Genomic DNA, 17378 nt, shown 5'->3' on the forward strand with positions numbered 1-17378 from the left:
GCCACCGATCACAAATCAGGTGCACACATGGACCACCATGGAGGCCACAAAGCCCCGGTACTGAACGATTCGGTCCCGGTCAGGCACCCGGGGCGCTGGGTCAGCGCACTTATCATCCTTGGCCTGCTGGCCTTGATGATCCAGAGCGTGGTCACCAACACCAACTTCCGCTGGGACGTTGTGGGCACGTACATCCTGGACACCAAGGTGGTGCAGGGCGTCGGTTGGACGCTCCTGCTCACCGTGGCATCCATGGTCATCGCGATCGTCCTCGCGATCCTGCTCGCCGTGATGCGCCAGTCCGACAACCCGGTTCTCCGTTACACCGCATGGCTCTGGGTCTGGTTCTTCCGCGGAACCCCTGTGTACACGCAGTTGGTGTTCTGGGGCTTGGTCGCAGTTCTCTACCCGAAGATCAGTGCCGGGGTGCCGTTCGGTCCCGAACTGTTCAGCGTTGACACCAACACGGTCATCACCGCGCTTGTGGCTGCGATCCTGGGCTTGGGCTTGAACGAATCGGCGTACTTGGCGGAGATTTTCCGTGCCGGCCTGAAGTCCGTGGACAAGGGACAGACCGAAGCCGCCGAGGCCCTGGGCATGAGCAACGCCAAAATCATGTGGCGGATCATCCTGCCCCAAGCCATGCGCATCATCGTCCCCCCGACGGGCAACGAGACCATCGGCATGCTCAAGACCACCTCCCTGGTCCTGGCCGTGCCGTTCACCCTGGACCTGACGTTCGCCACCAACGCGTTGGCCAACCGGATCTACCTTCCGGTGCCGCTGCTGATCGTGGCCGCTATCTGGTACCTGGTCATCACCAGCCTGCTCATGGTGGGCCAGCACTACATCGAGGCCTACTACGGCAAGGGTGTAGACAACCTGGCCCCTGCAGTCATCAACCCTGCAGCAGCGAAGGCTTCAGCCGCGATGGCACCGAGCGCCGCAGCAGAACCGTCTTTGATGATGGACGACCCCGAGGATGAGGCAAAATGAGCACCACCACCGACAAACCCCTGGTGCGCATCGAAGGGCTTCACAAGTACTTCGGCCCCCACCACGTCCTCCGCGGCATTGACCTGACCGTCAACCAAGGCGAAGTATCGGTAGTCATCGGGCCGTCCGGTTCCGGCAAATCCACCATGCTCCGCTGCGTGAACCTCCTGGAGAGCATCAGCGCCGGACGCATCTCCGTGGGCGATCAACTGATCGGCTACCGCGAAGTCAACGGCCGCCTCCACGACCTGAAAGTCAAGGAGATCGCTGCGCAGCGCCGGGAGATCGGCATGGTGTTCCAGCGTTTCAACCTGTTCCCGCACAAGACAGCGCTGTACAACGTCATGGAAGCTCCCGTGCAGGTCAAGGGAAAGAACAAGGGCGCCGCTAAAAAGCAGGCCCTTGAACTCCTGGACCGGGTGGGTCTGGCTGACCGCGCCAACCACTACCCCGGCCAGCTTTCAGGAGGCCAGCAGCAACGCGTCGCGATCGCGCGGGCCCTGGCCATGGAACCGGAACTGATGCTCTTCGACGAGCCCACCTCCGCACTGGACCCCGAGCTGGTGGGCGACGTCCTGAACGTCATGAAGGACCTCGCGAAGTCCGGCATGACCATGATCGTGGTAACCCACGAGATCGGCTTCGCCCGCGAAGTGGGCGACCGGCTCACCTTCATGGACGGCGGCGTGGTGGTTGAATCCGGCGACCCCCGGGAGATCATCGCCAACCCCCAGCACGCGCGGACCAAGGAATTCCTGAGCCGCGTTCTGTAGCCCGCTGCCGCGGTTATGCCCCGAGCAACACTTGGGACACGGCCGCGGCAACAGCATCCTTGATACGCGAATGAAGGGTGCGCAGGCCTGAACGGTCAGTGCACACTTCCACAATCGTGCGGCCCTTCAAAGGCCCGGTAAGCACGACGGCGAGTTCCGCCGTCGTGCTTACTTTTTTGTATCCGACGCCGTATGCCGCAGCCAGCGCGGCGATGTCCACTGTGTGGGGCGTGCCAAAGAGGCGCTCGACGGCGGTGCCGTAGGCGCCTGAATCCTGGACGGCGCCGTGTTCGAGGAGCCCGAAGATGGCACCCCCGGAGTCATTGAGGACCACGATGCGCAGATCCGGCACCGGTTCGCCTGAGCCGAGGAGGAGGCCGCCGACGTCGTGCAGGAAGGTCACATCGCCGAGCAACACCGTGGTTTCCCGTCCACTTCCGAGCGCAATACCCGTCGCTGTGGAAACGGTGCCATCGATCCCTGCCAGCCCGCGGTTGGCATAGACCGTGGCCGCGGGTTCCCTAGGCGGCCGCCCGGCAAGGTCGACGTCGCGGATGCCGTTCGATGAACCAAGCACAAGGTGTCCGCGCGCATGCTCCCACACAGCGGCTCCCACGCCAGGACCGTTCGCGTCGTCCTCTGAAGCGAGCACGCCGTCCATGGCATGCTGCGCGGCTGCCCCGGCGAGGAGCCAGGCATCCAACCATTCCGCAGTGCCCCGGCCCGCAAAGTCAGCCAGTTCGTGGAGGGTTTCGATGGGGGCCTCGCGCCGCCGGCCGGCCTCGTACCATGCCACGGGAACGGGCTGGTAAATCGCTGATTCCACGGATTCACGGGCCAGCAGCGTTGTTACGGGCCGGGAAAGCGTTGCCCGGCCGAAGAGGACAACGCGCTCAATCGGGGTTGGTGACCCGGGCCCGAAGTGTTCGAGCAGGAGCCTGTAGGGGCCCACTGCGTTCGGGCCGAAGCGTGCGTTGGAGGACGGTTCGGCGAGCAGGGGCAGTCCGTGGGCCCGGGCAAAGGCCTCGGCTATAGGGCCCGCATCGTGCCCGGCCAGGACCACGGTCCGGCGCTCGGCGAGTTCGGTGGAGGCCGCCGGCAGATCCAACGCTTGCGGACCGGCGTCGTAATGGAAAACACCGTGGCCGGTAGTGGCGGGCAAAGCATCACCGTTCCCTGGGACCAGTGGGTCGCGGAACGCCAGGTTTATTTGGACCGGTCCGGGCGGTGTGCCTTCCAGTGCGCCCGTGGCGGCGTAGAGGGCAGTGGCAACAGCTCGCGAAGGATCCTCGCCGGCCGGAACGTCGACGGCGAAACGCACGTGCTCACCAAAAAGGTCCAGTTGCGCGGTGGTTTGGTTGGCTCCCGTGCCATGGAGTTCCTGGGGCCGGTCGGCGGAGACCACAATCACCGGGACGGCGGCGTGGTTGGCCTCCATGACGGATGGAAGGAGGTTGCCCACAGCCGTTCCCGAGGTTGTCACGACGCCGACGGGGGCTTCGGTGGACAGGGCAAGTCCCAAGGCCGTGAATCCCGCGTCACGCTCGTCGATGCGCACGTGGAGGCGAACCCGCCCGGCCGCCTCGGCCTCAGCGAGGGCGTACGCCATGGGTGCCGAGCGTGAGCCCGGCGCCACCACCACATGGCGCACACCCCCGTCGAGCAGCGCAGTTACGACGATTCGTGCGGCGGCGATAGAGGTGAGGGAGTCTTGGGAAGTCACCGTTCCAGTCTATGGGCGAGTCTATGCATGCCCGTGCGGGCCCGTACCTGCCAGCACGGCGTGCACTCGGCGGAGCCGCTTCAGCCACCAGTCGCGGCGTTCGCCCGTGGCCGCGTACCGCTCTAATAGTCCGGGATCGGCGACGGCGTCGCGTAGCCGGATCGCGCCGTCGTCGGCCACCAGAGGATCGGCCGTCACGTCGGAGGCGAACAGTGAGACCGTCCCCAGCCCGCAGGCGTAGGGCAACGATGGCAACGCCGCGGCCAAAGCCAGCCCGGCACGGATGCCGATCGAGGTATCCAACGCCGAACTTACGACGGCGGGCAGCCCGGCCTGGGACACGATGTCCAGTGCGCGCCGCACTCCGCCGAGCGGCGCCACCTTGACCACGATGAGGTCGGCGGCCCCCGCGCGGGCCACTCGAAGGGGATCGTCCTCTTTGCGGACGCTCTCGTCTGCAGCTATCAGCACAGGACTTCCTTGGGCTGCGAGGCGTCGCCGCACTTCGGCCAGCCCTTCGATAGTGGGTACGGGTTGTTCTGCGTATTCAAGCTCGACGGCGGCCAGGGCACCCAGCGCTGCCACGGCCTGCTCCACGTCCCATCCACCGTTGGCATCGACGCGGATCGCGGCGTCCGGTAGGGCCTGCCGGACTGCGGTGACGCGGGCGAGGTCGTCCGTCAGGGATTGCCCGCGTTCAGCGACTTTGACCTTGACGGCATCTACGCGTCCAAAGCGGGCCAGCACCTCGTGAACACGCTCCGCGGGGACGGCTGGAACAGTTGCGTTGACAGGGACGCTCTCGCGGAGCGTCCGCGGGAAGCCAAGCCAGCCCGCTTCCAAGGCCGCTGCCAACCACCGCGAGGATTCGTCGTCGTCGTATTCGGGGAAGGGGCAGAATTCGCCCCAGCCCAGCGGACCTTGCACGAGCAGTGTTTCCCGTTCCGTAATGCCGCGGAACTTGACCCGCATGGGCAGCGATACAACGTGGGCGGACTCGAGGAGTTCCTCGATCGAGGGCATGGCTGGAAGAGGCTCGGGCATAGAGCCACTCTAAACAATGACTATTGGGACCAGTACGACTATTCGGACCAGTACGTCCGGATGTTCGCCAACGCGGCACTCAGTTCTTCCGCGGACAGCGTCAGGGAGCTTTCAGGCACCCCGAGCGCTTCCCATTGGGCCACGAGCTGCGTGTCGGCCTCCACCGGCAACGGCCACAACCAGTAGCGTGCCGATGCTTGGACCATCTCATCATTGGCGGCGCCACCGCCTCGACCCAACACGGCAAGAACCGGCCCGGCGACGTCGTCATTTCCGGGCACGGCCGGAACATCCTGCGCGGCGATCGCCCGGCCGCCATCGGCGTAGGAAATGCCCACCATCAGGCCGCTATCCCACGCTGTTCGCGATCCTGGATGGTTGAAGCCCTGGTCCATAACCTCACGCCATTGGTTGTCCGAGTCCCCACGCCGACGGACCGTCCAAGCGAGATCCAGCAGGCAGCCCGTGGAATACACCTCCACCAGTTTCAGTGCCAAGACCATCCGCTCGCTGCTGTGGAGGAACTCTCCGATGTGCAGTACGCCCGGCAGTTCGTTCGACGGCGGACCGGCCCAAGCCGGCCTGACCGGCCGGGGTTTGCGCGACCCTTGCGTCGATTCAGGCATGTCGTCGAAGAACGTCATAACCTATCCTTACACCGTCCCGCCGACGATGTAGAGGGGCGTTTGCAAAGAGATGACACCGAACACGATATCCTCGAATTCACGACTCACTATGGGGGACGCATGACGCAGCCTATGCCCGGTTCGACGACGCCAGCCGGTTGGTACCCGGACCCTGCTGATCCGCGCCAAGTCCGGTGGTGGGATGGACAGGCATGGACCGCGCACCTCCGGCCTGCGGCACCGCAGCCCGGCCAGTTCCAGCCCGGCCCGTACCAGCAGCCGGGCCAGTTCCAGCAAGGTCCGTACCCGCAGGGGCAATTCCAGCCAGGCCAGTACCATCAGGGCCCGTACCAGCCAGCGCGCTACGTTCAGCCGCGAACCCAGCTCAGTGAACAGACGCCTGTATACAACCCCTTCATCTGGGTCATCACGTTCCTGCCGTTGGTCTCCGTCCTGCTGCTGTCCACCTGGCAGCCGCAGTTCAGGTACATCACCACCCGCCAGGGCGTGCACACGATCGATCCTCTTTCGATGTACACCCCGGGCTACTTCGTGACCCTGATCTTTGGCCTCCTGGCATGGGGGCTCATGGTCTTCCTGGCCTACCTGGACCACCAGCGGTTGCTGAAGATCGGCGTCGTACGTCCGTTCCACTGGGCTTGGGCTTTCCTGAACGGGGCGGTCTACGTGGTGGGACGCTCAGTGATCGTGCACAAAGTGGCGCCCAAGCGCGGGTTGCTGCCGGTGTGGGCGCTCATCGCCGTCTACGTGGTGGACATGGTGGCCGTGTCCATCTGGGTATCCACGATGTTGCACTCGATGATGGCAGCGATGGGCTACTCGGTCGCAGCCTAGGGCGCCCGACGTCGTCCGGCGTCCCCCGTCTGTGTGGCAGTCTTAAGAGAATGAGTTACCAGCAATTCCGCGTGAGCGGCAGGTCGAGCAAACGGCCGCATCGGGAACGCGAGGCGGGCGCGGGTTCGGGCGTGCTGTTTACCTTGGCCACCGCGGCAAGCTTCCTCGGCATCGCCGCAACGTACTATTTCTTTGTCCGCACCACCGCCGGTCAATTCATCGACGAATCCGCATTGGTCGAAGCCACCGAATTGAGTGGTTCTGCGGGAAGGGCCTCCACGGAGTTCTTGGACCTCTTGCCCATGCTGTCGCTGGCGATCGCCGCCGTCGTGGTTCTTTTCGTGACCGTGGCCCGCCGCCGTTGGAGGGCGGCGGGAATCGCGGTGCTTGCCTGCGTCGCCGCTAACCTGGCCACGCAGCTGCTGAAATTCGTCATCCCGGACAGGCCCAATCGGGGTGTCCAAACCCTTGATTTCAACTCACTTCCCTCGGGGCACACCACTCTGGCTGCATCCGCGGCTGCGGCGGTTTTTCTGATGGTGTCGCCCCGATGGAGGCCCTTGGTTGGTTTCCTCGGGAGCACCTTCGCCGTGGCCACGGGTGTCTCTACCCTGATCAACCAATGGCATCGCCCGGCCGACGTCGTCGCTGCCTTCTTGGTGGTGGGGGCCGTCATGCTCCCGGCAGGGTGGCTCATTCTCCGCACGGGCAGCAGTTGGAACGTTTGGGACGGGTACGGCGAACATTGGGCAGCCTCACGGCTCTGGGTGTGGCTTAGTGTCGCATCGCTGCTTGCCGGCGTGGTGGTGGCAGCGTATTCGCTTGCCCAGATCCTTCCTGGCCTGAGCCAGGACAGTACCGTGGACTATTTCTGGGCCGGGACGGCCTTCATAGTCGTGGCAGGCTACGCAGCCGCCCTTGGTGGCACGTGGTTGTTTGGCAGGGCAGCACGCCGCATATAACTGACTCTGCGGCGCGCTGGCCCTGCCGGCTCGTCCCGACCGTGAGCCTTACGGCATCCGGTAAAGGAATGCAGCCATGGCATCGCGATTGATCGGAGAAAGCGCGCGGTAGCTCTTGGTAGTCGGCGTCTCCTGCCAGCCGGTGGAAATCCTCTGGTCCGCCAGCCACGTCATTTCCTTGTAGAACAGCTGGCCCGGACTCACATCAAAGAACGGCGAGGTTGCCGGTGGAACGAAGTCCGGTTTGTTGGCCAGACGGTACAGGAAGGCGGCCATGGCATCGCGGCTGATCGAAGTCAGTGGCCGGTATGTGTGGGACCCATTAGATTCGATCCAACCGGATGAGATTCCTGTCTGGGCCAGCCACGACATTTCTTTGTAGAACGGCTGGGTGGTAGCGACGTCCGTGAACGGCGAGACGGCCGGCGGTGTGTAATCGGGAGAGCCCGCCATGCGGTACAGGAAGGCTGCCATGGCATCACGGGTGATCGAAGCCGAGGGACGGTACGTCACGGATTTATCAGCTTCAACCCAACCCGTGGAGATCTTCCGGTCGGCCAGCCACGCCATCTCCGTGTAGAACGGTTGGGTGGTGGTCACATCCGTGAACGGTGACTGGGCTGGTGCCGTGAAAGCGGGTCCCTTGGTGCTGAAGTACGCAGTCCACGTAGCTTGGGCCCCGGTCAACAGCGCGAAGCCGCTATGTACCTTGGCCACCACCTTCACCTGGCCGCGCGCCGGGTAGGTTCCTGCCGGCGTCGTTGTTCCGTCCACCTGGTAGTCGAAGTTCGCTGAGGCAGGGATGGTGTACTTGTCGTCGGCCATGTACGGGGCGTCGGTGAAGGTCACGGGCTCTGGAGCCACGGCCTTGTCGGCAGTCACGACTTCTGCCGTGGCGTCGCTAGTGACCGACGTCGGCTGGTAACCGTCCTTGGTCGCGGTCACTGTTGCTGTGACCGTCGCGCCCGTGTCGGCTTCAGTCAGTGTGTACTGAGCGGCGGTAGCACCGTCGATGGGAACGCCACCTCGGGACCATTGGTATGCCAGGGATACGGGAGCCGGACCCCACGTTCCGGCGTCCACCGAGAGCATATTGCCCACATAGGCCGAACCGCTGATCACCGGAGTGGCCCGGGTCAGGGTTCCTGCCTGCACCGGAGACGTTGCCGCCGACGTCGCCGAGACCGCCGGGAAATGGCTCTTGGTAGCTGTCACCGTCACGGAGATGGCAGCGTTTACATCGGCGGGGGCCAGCGTATAGGCGGGGCTGACGGCGTCGGGAATGGCTACCCCGTCCCGCTGCCACTGGTAGGCAACCGTTGCCCTCTCGATTCCCACCCAGTCTGCGGCGGTGGTGGAGAGCGTGTTACCAACGGTAGGTTGCCCGTCGATGACAGGGACCTGCGATTGGAGAGGGGTAGCGTCCTGGGCCGTATTGCGCAGAGCCAGTCCTGCATTCACAAGGTTTACGCCGCCGGCGGTGGAGGCGGTGACCAGCATGGTCGCTCTGACTTCATCCGGTGTGTAGGCCGGGAACTTTGAGAGCATCAAAGCCGCGACCCCGGCCACATGGGGTGCGGCCATGGAAGTTCCGGCCTTCAGGTAATAAGCTTCGGCGCCGGCAGTGTCCGTGCCGTCATTCAGCGTGGAGACGATGCCGTCAACGACATTGTTGGTCATGTCTCCACCCGGAGCGTAGATATCAACTTTCGGGCCGAAGTTTGAGTAGTACGCCTTCACGTTTGTCCGGGTGCTGGCACCCACGGCCATGACGCCCTGGCAATTCGCCGGGCTGATCTGAGAGGCATCGATGTTGTCGTTTCCGGCCGCTGCCACTACCACTGCGCCTTGGCTTCGAGCGAAGTCGACGGCGTTCTGGTACGTGGAGGAGCAGGTTGCCTGGCCTCCGAGGCTGAGGTTGATCACACGAGCCGGATTTGCATTGGCGGGAGCTCCGCTCACCGAACCGCCCGCGGCCCACCTGATGCCATCGGCAATGTCGGACGTGTAGCCACCACAGGTGCCGATAGCCCTCACGGGTACGATCTTGGCCTTGGGCGCCACGCCGGCAATGCCCTGCCCGTTCCCGGCAACTGCCGCGATGATGCCTGCAACGTGCGTGCCGTGCCACGAGGAATTCCGGGCAGCCTCACCGGCCGCACACTGACCGGCCGACGTCGCGTCGCCCTCGTCCCGCGGGTTGGGGTCGCGGCCATCGCCGTCACGTGCTACCGCGGGGTCGCTGATCATGTCATAGCCGGGGAGAACGTTGGCGTCCAGATCGCTGTGCGGAAGAATCCCGGTATCGACCACGGCCACTACGCTGCCCTGACCTTGGCTGACATCCCACGCGCCAAGGACGTTGATTCCACCTGTCCCCGCACCGAGGTTCCACTGATACTTGAACAGCGAGTCGTTCGGTGCAAGCGCCAGGGGCCTCATGATAGCGTCCGGTTCTGCGTATTGCACGCTGGGATCGGCTGCCAGGGTGGCCACCAACTTCTTGGCTTCCGGGCCGCCGAGCTTGCGGTCAGTGCGCACCACTTGCTCGCCCGAGCCCGTGGTGCGCACCTTCTTGACCGGCACGCCCACCGCATTTGCGGCCTGGTTGAAGGACTTCTGCGGATCGATGGACTGAATGCCGGCCCGGTCCTTGAACTTCACTATGAACTGGTCCGTTGGAATGGTGGTTGAATCAGTCCCCGGCGTCACCGGCCCCGCGCTCGGCGTGGGAGCCGGCGTTTCGGTTGCCGCCGCCGGGAGAGCGGGAAGTGCAGTCCCCAACAGGGCGGCCACACTGACAAGAATGAGACGTGAGCGTACTGCTCTCCGGTGGTCTCGCATATATTTTTTCGCCCTTTTGCTCTAGCGCCCCCAAAGAGCACCGAAAATTGGCCGCGAACGCAGCTTGATTGAGTTTATCCAGAGAGGTGACTTTCCTGTGAATCTCCGGTGAGTTTCGTCACCGGATAGTCGCAGGGTCCCCTTAGTAGTTCCGGCGGTGCTTAAGGCGGGGAATTGCGACGGCGAACACGGCCGCCGCGGCAAACCCCAGGACGCCCGTGGCCCAGATCCCCGTGGAGAGCGAGACTGCAGCGGTCAGCCCGGAAAGCAGCACCGGCCCACCCGTGGATCCGGAGTCTGAGATGAAGCGCCAAATACCCAGAAAATGACTGCGCCCGTTGTCCGGCGAGAAATCGGCACCCAGGGTCATAATCAGTCCGGAACTGATGCCGTTGCCGAACCCGATCAACAGCGCGGCGAGCAGCAGGGACACAAATCCCCCGGTGAAGGGGATCAGTATCAAGGCTGTTCCCATGATCAGCGTGGAAGGAACGGCCACCCACTGCCGGCCCTTGCGGTCCATGAGCTTGCCTGCCGGGTAGAAGACCAGCATGTCGATCGCCCCGGAAAGGCCATAGAGCAACGACGCGTGCGTGGCGTCGAGCCCCAGGTTGTCAGCCCACAGGGGGATCACCACTTGACGCGAAGCACGTAGCGCACTGAGCAGAAGGATGCCGAAACCCACCGTCAGGAACACTCCCGCATGGGAAACCGCCACGCTCTTCAACGTCGACGCCGGAGGCCGGGGGCCGCCGTCGGACGCGTCAGGGACCACCAGGTCCGGGATGGTGAGCGACAATATTGCCGCCGCCATCATTCCCACGAACCCCACCCAGTAAGCCCCGCTGATCCCCGCGAACTGCATCACTCCGGCACCGATAAACGGTCCAATGAAAATACCGATCCTAGTGACGCCGCCCAGCGTGGACAGGGCCCTCGCCCGGAACATGACCGGAACCGCCTCAGTCAGGAACTTCTGCCGGGCCAGGTTGAAGACACTGGCGGACATTCCCACCAACGTCATGGCGACGGCCAGTAACCAGATCCCGTTGCCCATGTGCGGTGCGAACGCAGCCGCACCGAGTGCGATCGCACCCGCAGCACCGGCTCCGACAATTGCCCACCGTTCACCGAACTTCATGGTGATGATGGACGCCGGAATGTTGAAGATCCAGGAACCGAGACCTATCAGTGTCACGATCAGGGCAGAGACAGCAACCGAAGCTCCGAGGTCCCGCGCGGACAGTGCGATGATCGGAAGCACCGCCCCCTCGCCAATACAGAACAAAAGCGCGGGCCCGAACGCCGGGAGCGCGATGCTGCGGAGGCTGAAGTTTTGGTTCGCTTGGGTGGTGGTCATCGCCTTCATCCTATGACCACGGCGTCACCGGCCCGTAGTTGCCGCGGTTCCGTTTCCGGGACCGCGGCAACTTCAGTGTGGAACGGTTACCCCAGCAACCAGGCGTTGGCGGCTGACTTCCTCTGGCCGGCGGCCGCGAAGGCCAGGCCCATGAGCACCAAGCCAACGGCCCAAGCGATCACTGCGGCATTCAGACCGGTGCTGGCCAAGGCGCGGGAGCTTCCGACGACGGCGGCCGTGGGCGCTGCCAGAACGGCACCTTTGGCGGCCCCGGTGATAGCGGCAGCAGCCTCCACTCGAATTCCAGCGTCAGCCGCGCCGGTGCTCACACCTGCTGTGATAACGCCTTCGGTGAGCCCGCCCATGGCCGGGGTGCTGATGACGTTATCGGTCGGAGCGCCACCGTTGTCAGCGCCGCCATTGTCAGCGCCTCCATTGTTGGTGCCGCCAGCAGGAGGGGTGACAACCGGGGGCGTGGCTACTGGAGGGATGACGGCCGGAGGGGTCACTCCACCGGCGGAGGCACCACCGATGCCAAGGGTGACGGAGCCGACGCTCAGGGGAGCAGTAACAGGGATGACCAACTGGGTGCCGGAGACGACTCCGTTATCGCCGGATGTTGTGCCTCCGTTCGAACCAGCCGGAGTTGCTGCGCCGGGAGTTCCAGCGGAACCCGCCGTGAGTACGGAATCCCCCAAGACGCCTGCCGACGTCGAACCCACGCCCACAGGAACCGTCACCGGAGCAACTACCTGCGTCCCCGAACCGATACCGCCGGAGCCACTAGTTGTGGCCCCGGAGCTTGAGCCTGTCGCCGGAGTAGTGGACGCCGCTGGACCCGCCGCAGTGGAACCCCCCAACACACCCACTGACGACGAGCCCAGGTTTACGGGCGCCGCAATCGGCGCAACTACTTGCGTTCCTGAACCGATGCCGTTCGAGCCGCTAGTCGTTGAGCCAGCCGGAGCCGAGCTTGAACCTGCTGCCGGAGCGGTGCCCGCCGGGGTCGAAGCTGCTGGTGCGGAACCAGCCGACGAATCCCCCAAGACACCCGCCGACGTCGAACCAACCGTGACGGGAACGGTCACCGGAGCGACAACTTGCGTAGCCGAACCGATGCCCTTCGAGCCATTGGTCGTGGCCCCTGCCGGAGCCGAAGCTGCCGGGGTCGAAGCTGCCGGAGCTGAACTAGCGGACGAATCCCCCAGCACGCCCGCCGACGTCGAACCGACCGTAACGGGAACGGTCACCGGAGCGACCACTTGTGTACCCGAAGCGGCGCCCTTCGAGCCATTGGTCGTGGCCCCTGCCGGAGCCGAAGCTGCCGGAGCAGTGGATGACGATGCCGGGCCCGTCGCAGTGGAACCCCCCAACAAACCCACTGACGACGAGCCCAGGTTTACTGGCGCAGTAATCGGGGCGACTACTTGCGTACCTGAGCCAATGCCCTTGGAACCGCTGGTACCGGCTGCCGGCGCGGCTCCCGACGTTCCCGATGGGGCGGCGGTGCCGGAGGTCGCGGTCGATGTGCCGAGGATTCCCAGCGAAGTGCTGTTGACGTTGACTGGAGCGGTAACTGGCGCCACCACTTGGGTGCCGGAAAGGGTTCCGTTGTTACCACTGGTGGTGTCGGCGGCGTTGGCCGCCGTCGCACTGAGGACGATGACGCCCCCAGCAAAGCAGGTGCCGATCAGGCACGTGCGGATGGTCGTATTCATGGTGGTCTTCTCCTGAAGTTTTAGGTTCCAGGGACGTCCGGTTCCGGAGCGCCCAATGTGCCTTATGCCGCGCAACGATCAGCGGCGGGCTGGGAACCTAGTCAGGAGAGGAGCCGGGGTCAGAGAAGACCGGGGCTGGTGATTCTTGGTAGCTGGCCGCGTTTGGGCCGGTAAGGAGGTCTGCAGGAATGATCAGCGCGCCGTGAAGGAAGGCGGCTGCCGGACCGGGAGGGCCGTTCTGGGAACTGCTGAAGCCCGCGCCAGTGGCACCAACGGGTACCGTGCCGGGGCCGACCGGAAGGTTCGAAGGGTCTCCTGGGGCGGGCTGTGCCCACTCCGCATCGAGAACGGTGGTGATACCGGCGGTCCCAAAATTGCTCCCGGCCTGGGACATCGCAACCGTGCCGAACCCGGCTGTCCGAGCCGTCGCTTCACGTCCCGCTGCCGCTTCGGTCACCGCGATGGCGGCGGAACTTTCGACGCCGTCGCCGATCGCCTTAACCGCGTCAGGCAGCGCCGGGAGCAGGGACCCTGGGTCCGTCGTGGGAGGCGTAGCAGTCGTCGGAGGAGTAGTAACCGGGAGGATCCCAGCGGGCGGCGTCAGGGAATCAACCGGCGGAAGGACGCCGCCGATCACACCGACAACCGGATCAACAACCGGGTTCACACCATCAGTTACCGGGGCCAGCTGGACGGGTTCCACGGCCTGGTTGACCGGGGGAACCACAACCTGCACCGTGTGGTCTATTGCACCGGCGGCAGGAACCACCACGGTATTGACCACGGCGCCAACCGTACCGACGGGAACAACACTGCCAACCACCGGGGCCGAACCCGCCAGGTGGTCAACGCTGTTGCTCACTTGGTGGACGATGGGTGCTACTGCCGGCACGGGAACGTGGACCGCTTCCTGTGGCACCAGGGCCTTGACGGGCGCGGGCAACGGAACATTGAGCACAGGGATGCTGATGGCAGGACCGGAGGAGACAGTGGACGAAATGGTTGAGGTCAGTCCATCCGTGAGCGAGTGCTTGCCTGACGTTCCTGAGTCAGCGCTTGCAGCTGTGGCTGAGAGGACCATCCAGAGGGCCGTCCCAGCGCCCGCGACCATGACAGAGCGGAGAATGCTGGTAGCACGCGGGAAAGCGCGTGAACCCGTCATCTCGACACCCCCAGGTAGTCGCGAAACCGATGGTCGCCTTCATCCTAAAACCCCTGGCAGCAATTAGTCCATGGTTAGGAGGAACCAATCACGAAAATTGTAAGGAACCTGTCATGAGGGGTAGGAGCCGGTGGAGCTAGGGCCGAAATCCGGTGTGGCCAAGGAAACCCGTCCGTGTTGGGCGTTGGTTTCCTGGAGCCTCTTGATGAACCAGCGCGACTGTTCAGGACCGTAAGGCAGCACCGGAATGGCCTTGGTGGCATCGGAGGGCATGTCACGTATGGACTGGGTGGCCTGCCGCACGGCTGTACCCATGGTGTCCGCCATGGTCTTAACAAAACTGTCGCTGGCTGGTTTGCCGTGTCCCGGGACCAGGAATTCGTAGCGGTGCCGGAGCGCAGAGATGTGCCTCAGGGCATCGGCCCACTCCTCGGGATAGGAATCCTCGAAGGACGGGTAAGCGCCGTGCTCCACCACATCGCCCACGTACAGCGTCGAGGCGGTGCCCACCATCAGGTCTCCGTCGGTGTGCGCGCGGCCCAAGTAGAAAAGGGTCGCCGTGATTCCACCGAGGTCCACGAGAACCGGCTGGTCACGAACAAGGGCGTTAGGGACCACAATCCCGACGGCGTCGCCCTCCCCCGCGGCCATCTCGGGTTCGTTGGTGGCTACGAAGCGGCGCTGATTGTCGCCGTCGCGTTCGATTGCCGCTGCACAGTTGGCGTGGGCCCAAAACTCCGTGACGCCGTCGTCCGCGAAAACCGCGTTCCCAAAGAAGTGGTCGTAGTGGGCGTGGGTGTTCACCACCACCAGCGGCAGCTGCGTCTTCTCGCGGACAGCAGCGAGGATCTCCCGGCCCTGACGTGGGCCGCAACCGGTGTCGATCACCATGGCAAGCTCAGAGCCCACCACAAGCCCGGTGTTAAGTAACGATCCCTCGGTTTCCAAGACGTAGTTGTCTGGTCCAAGTTCAAGCCAAGCTGACAATGAGTTCTCCGTATCAGTGCAATCCGGCGATGTTCAGGCCTCTACTCTACCCACGGAACCCTGCTGGCTGTTGGAAGACCGGCTGTGCGTTGGCTAGGGATTGGTGCACGGCTCAGCGCCTCAGCAACCTCAGCCACCGCGCCAACCGGACTACCCGGCTGGACTCCAGGGCCCCGAGTTGTAGCCGGAGTTGGGCGGCTTCAGCCTCAACCGCAGCCAAGGTAGCGGTGGTGTCCTCGAGTGCATGGGTCAGCCGGAACAATTCCACGGACTGGTGGCCAATATGCGACTCGTTGTTCGCTGTCAGCTTGGCTGCCACAGGGTGCTCTCCGGAATCCAGTTCCGGAAAAGCCGGCGCCAAGGTGCCCAAGACCGGGGCTTCTTCGGACGCACCCCTAAGGGCGCGTACGACGGCGTCCCACCAGTCGCCCTGGAATCGGGCGTGCGCCGGGCTCAGCTCTAGAAGGTATGAGCGGATCTCGTCCCTTCGGCTCCAGAATTCATCCACGAATTCATCAAATTCGGGGGTCACTATATGACGCAGGGACCTCAACGTGTGGCCGAGGCCCCAATTGGCCAGCGCACCGCCCAGCCGGACTTCTCCGTAGTAATCCACAGCGAGTCCCAGGCATGGCACACCCGCTGAAAGGGCAAAGACAATCGGGTGGTACCGGCTCGCAACCACCAATTCGGCCTGTGCGGTGAGGGCCGCGGCCTCTTCCGCCGTGAATTGCCCGCACACGGTGACCCTGTCCCACGTCATGCGACGCCGGATATCCTCGTGAGTTTCGATGTCCAGATCCGCTTTGCCGGGATGCGACATGTGCGGAATCATCACGACGTCGAGATCGCCGGCCTTTGCGATTCTGTCCAGCAGCTCTGCCACACGCTGGTTGAAGTCATCCTTGTCCATGGCGCCGGTTCCGCCTGCGAAGCTGGCCACGAGGAATGGCCGCTCCGGACTGGGCGAATACGTGGGCGACGCTGAGGACGGCTCGGGGCGGCTGGTCGGATCGCTGATGAGGAAGCTTGCATCGTCCAGGGTGAGGCCTGCCGGGACTCCGGCGTCGCGCATCATCTGCAGGGACGTGCGCTCGCGTACGCTGGATAAGGCCGCTGAACGGTACAGTTCCAGCGCTGTGTCGTAGTCCGGGCCGGTAAGCACGGGGCCAACAGTTTGCCCGGAGATGACTAACGGCTTACCCAATGCCTTGGCGATTGCTCCCACCGCAGCACGCTCGTAGAGCAGCCAACCGTACGGCGAGTTCATGTTTCCGCCGCCGGCGATCACCACGCCGTCCGAGGATGCAATCGTCTGGATCAGAGGGTGGACCTGATCATCGGAAGGCAGCGCGTTGGAGTCCCCCGCGAGGACGGACTGAATTTCCTTGAGGTACGTTTCGCGGCGGTTGGGGGGCCACGGGAATTCCAGCGTCTTCACGGCGGCAGTGCCGTACAACCGGGTACTTTCCTCGGGATTTCGGGACAGCAAGGTTATATCCGTGATTCCCCGGAACCGGAGCTCAGCCACCACGGCGTGGGTCATCGCCTCGTCGCCAACGTGGTAAACGGGCTGGCCAATATCTCCAAGAACTACGATTCGCACGATTCCCCGGTGGTTGAAGGCAAAAACAGTATTCAGCTTAATGGGTGTCCGCGTTCCAGTGAACGCGCACATCGCTCTCGAGGTGCTCCGTTCTACACTGGATAGAACAATTGAAGTGGTTGATGCGGAGGAAACGTTATGGGTCGTTGGTCCGCTAAGAGGCCGTTGCGGAGTCTGGCACTGGTGATGGCACTGTTTGGTGCGTCGGTGGTGCTGGCAGTGGGGCCTGCTGCTCCAGCATTGGCACACGACGTGCTCGAGGCTACAGATCCGGCAGACGGCTCAGTGCTGACTCAGGTCCCTTCCGCGGTGCACCTGACATTCGACCACACTCCGCTGGCCCTCGGTTCCGAGATCCTCGTCAAGGATCAGTCCGGGACCAACCAGTCCGATGGTCCCGTGAGCATCGTGGATAACCACGTCACGCAGAACATCAAGTCAGGCGCACCGGCAGGCAAGTTCACCGTGGTGTGGCGGATCGTATCTTCGGACTCGCACCCCATAGAGGGGACGTTCACATTCACCGCCGGAACCTCGAACGCTTCGGCGGCAGCAACTTCGGCGGGGGCGACGTCGGCGTCCGCGACGGCATCCACGACGACGGCACAGTCACCGCAGTTCCCTTGGGGCCTCGCCGTGGGAGCGGTGGTGGTGCTCGCTGGCCTCATCGCGGTGGGCGCATACGTGCGGCGACGGCTCCGCACTGAGGCCAATGATTAAGT

Annotated in this window: 15 protein-coding genes; 6 read left to right on the top strand and 9 right to left on the bottom strand. The window is 64.1% G+C overall.

What is annotated here, in order from left to right; all coding sequences use genetic code 11:
• Nucleotides 1-27: 27 nt before the first annotated feature.
• Together QRN04_RS07885 and QRN04_RS07890 are read left to right on the top strand one after the other, a co-directional pair.
• Nucleotides 28-996 (top strand): amino acid ABC transporter permease, encoded by a 969-nt coding sequence (locus QRN04_RS07885; RefSeq protein WP_284975462.1) that lies wholly within the window; start codon nucleotides 28-30, stop codon nucleotides 994-996.
• The gene (locus tag QRN04_RS07890) at nucleotides 993-1769 is read left to right on the top strand and encodes an amino acid ABC transporter ATP-binding protein (protein WP_284975463.1); all 777 of its coding nucleotides are present in this window, start codon (nucleotides 993-995) and stop codon (nucleotides 1767-1769) included. The genes QRN04_RS07885 and QRN04_RS07890 overlap by 4 nt, the downstream gene beginning before the upstream one ends.
• Nucleotides 1770-1782: 13 nt before the next feature.
• Here the strand turns inward: QRN04_RS07890 and menD are convergent, their stop codons facing one another.
• From menD to QRN04_RS07905, 3 genes are read right to left on the bottom strand one after another with little or no spacing between them, the layout of a single operon-like run.
• Nucleotides 1783-3492, bottom strand: a complete 1710-nt coding sequence (menD, locus tag QRN04_RS07895; protein ID WP_284975464.1) for a 2-succinyl-5-enolpyruvyl-6-hydroxy-3-cyclohexene-1-carboxylic-acid synthase — start codon at nucleotides 3490-3492, stop codon at nucleotides 1783-1785.
• 21 nt (nucleotides 3493-3513) lie between these two features.
• Entirely contained in the window at nucleotides 3514-4536 is a 1023-nt protein-coding gene (locus tag QRN04_RS07900) for an o-succinylbenzoate synthase (RefSeq protein ID WP_284975465.1), read from the bottom strand.
• 38 nt (nucleotides 4537-4574) lie between these two features.
• Entirely contained in the window at nucleotides 4575-5180 is a 606-nt protein-coding gene (locus tag QRN04_RS07905; RefSeq protein ID WP_284975466.1) for a hypothetical protein, read from the bottom strand.
• A gap of 102 nt (nucleotides 5181-5282) precedes the next feature.
• Between QRN04_RS07905 and QRN04_RS07910 the strand changes: the two genes are divergently transcribed.
• Nucleotides 5283-6017 carry a DUF2510 domain-containing protein gene (locus tag QRN04_RS07910; RefSeq protein WP_284975467.1) on the top strand — a complete coding sequence of 245 codons (735 nt, stop codon included), beginning with the start codon at nucleotides 5283-5285 and terminating at the stop codon, nucleotides 6015-6017.
• Nucleotides 6018-6067: 50 nt separating this feature from the next.
• The gene (locus tag QRN04_RS07915; RefSeq protein ID WP_284975468.1) at nucleotides 6068-6979 is read left to right on the top strand and encodes a phosphatase PAP2 family protein; all 912 of its coding nucleotides are present in this window, start codon (nucleotides 6068-6070) and stop codon (nucleotides 6977-6979) included.
• A 48-nt stretch (nucleotides 6980-7027) separates the two neighbouring features.
• Here the strand turns inward: QRN04_RS07915 and QRN04_RS07920 are convergent, their stop codons facing one another.
• The 3 genes from QRN04_RS07920 to QRN04_RS07930 all read right to left on the bottom strand — a co-directional run bounded on the left by QRN04_RS07920 (nucleotide 7028) and on the right by QRN04_RS07930 (nucleotide 11881).
• Nucleotides 7028-9823, bottom strand: a complete 2796-nt coding sequence (locus QRN04_RS07920) for a S8 family serine peptidase (RefSeq protein ID WP_284975469.1) — start codon at nucleotides 9821-9823, stop codon at nucleotides 7028-7030.
• Between the two features lie 142 nt (nucleotides 9824-9965).
• Nucleotides 9966-11183: an MFS transporter gene (locus QRN04_RS07925; RefSeq protein WP_284975470.1), complete on the bottom strand. Its 1218-nt coding sequence runs from the start codon at nucleotides 11181-11183 to the stop codon at nucleotides 9966-9968.
• Between the two features lie 86 nt (nucleotides 11184-11269).
• Nucleotides 11270-11881, bottom strand: coding sequence for a hypothetical protein (locus QRN04_RS07930; RefSeq protein ID WP_284975471.1), 612 nt, complete (start codon nucleotides 11879-11881; stop codon nucleotides 11270-11272).
• Here QRN04_RS07930 and QRN04_RS07935 point away from each other — a divergent pair.
• A complete protein-coding gene (locus tag QRN04_RS07935) occupies nucleotides 11862-12917 on the top strand; it encodes a hypothetical protein (protein WP_284975472.1) in 1056 nt (351 codons plus the stop codon). The two genes, QRN04_RS07930 and QRN04_RS07935, sit on opposite strands and share 20 nt — an antisense overlap.
• Before the next feature lie 81 nt (nucleotides 12918-12998).
• Here QRN04_RS07935 and QRN04_RS07940 read toward each other — a convergent pair whose 3' ends face one another.
• The 3 genes from QRN04_RS07940 to QRN04_RS07950 form a co-directional block, all read right to left on the bottom strand.
• The gene (locus QRN04_RS07940) at nucleotides 12999-14063 is read right to left on the bottom strand and encodes a hypothetical protein (RefSeq protein WP_284975473.1); all 1065 of its coding nucleotides are present in this window, start codon (nucleotides 14061-14063) and stop codon (nucleotides 12999-13001) included.
• A 111-nt stretch (nucleotides 14064-14174) separates the two neighbouring features.
• Nucleotides 14175-15050, bottom strand: a complete 876-nt coding sequence (locus QRN04_RS07945) for an MBL fold metallo-hydrolase (RefSeq protein WP_284975474.1) — start codon at nucleotides 15048-15050, stop codon at nucleotides 14175-14177.
• Between the two features lie 112 nt (nucleotides 15051-15162).
• Complete coding sequence (locus QRN04_RS07950; RefSeq protein WP_284975475.1) at nucleotides 15163-16656, bottom strand: polysaccharide pyruvyl transferase family protein; 1494 nt, start codon at nucleotides 16654-16656, stop codon at nucleotides 15163-15165.
• 138 nt (nucleotides 16657-16794) lie between these two features.
• On the opposite strand from QRN04_RS07950, the gene QRN04_RS07955 reads away from it, so the two are divergent.
• On the top strand, nucleotides 16795-17376 hold the full coding sequence (locus tag QRN04_RS07955) for a copper resistance CopC family protein (RefSeq protein WP_284975476.1): 582 nt from the start codon (nucleotides 16795-16797) through the stop codon (nucleotides 17374-17376).
• Nucleotides 17377-17378: the final 2 nt, after the last annotated feature.

Origin of the sequence: Arthrobacter sp. efr-133-TYG-104 (genome assembly GCF_030208915.1) — a bacterium.
In the GTDB taxonomy this organism is placed as follows: Bacteria; Actinomycetota; Actinomycetes; order Actinomycetales; family Micrococcaceae; genus Arthrobacter.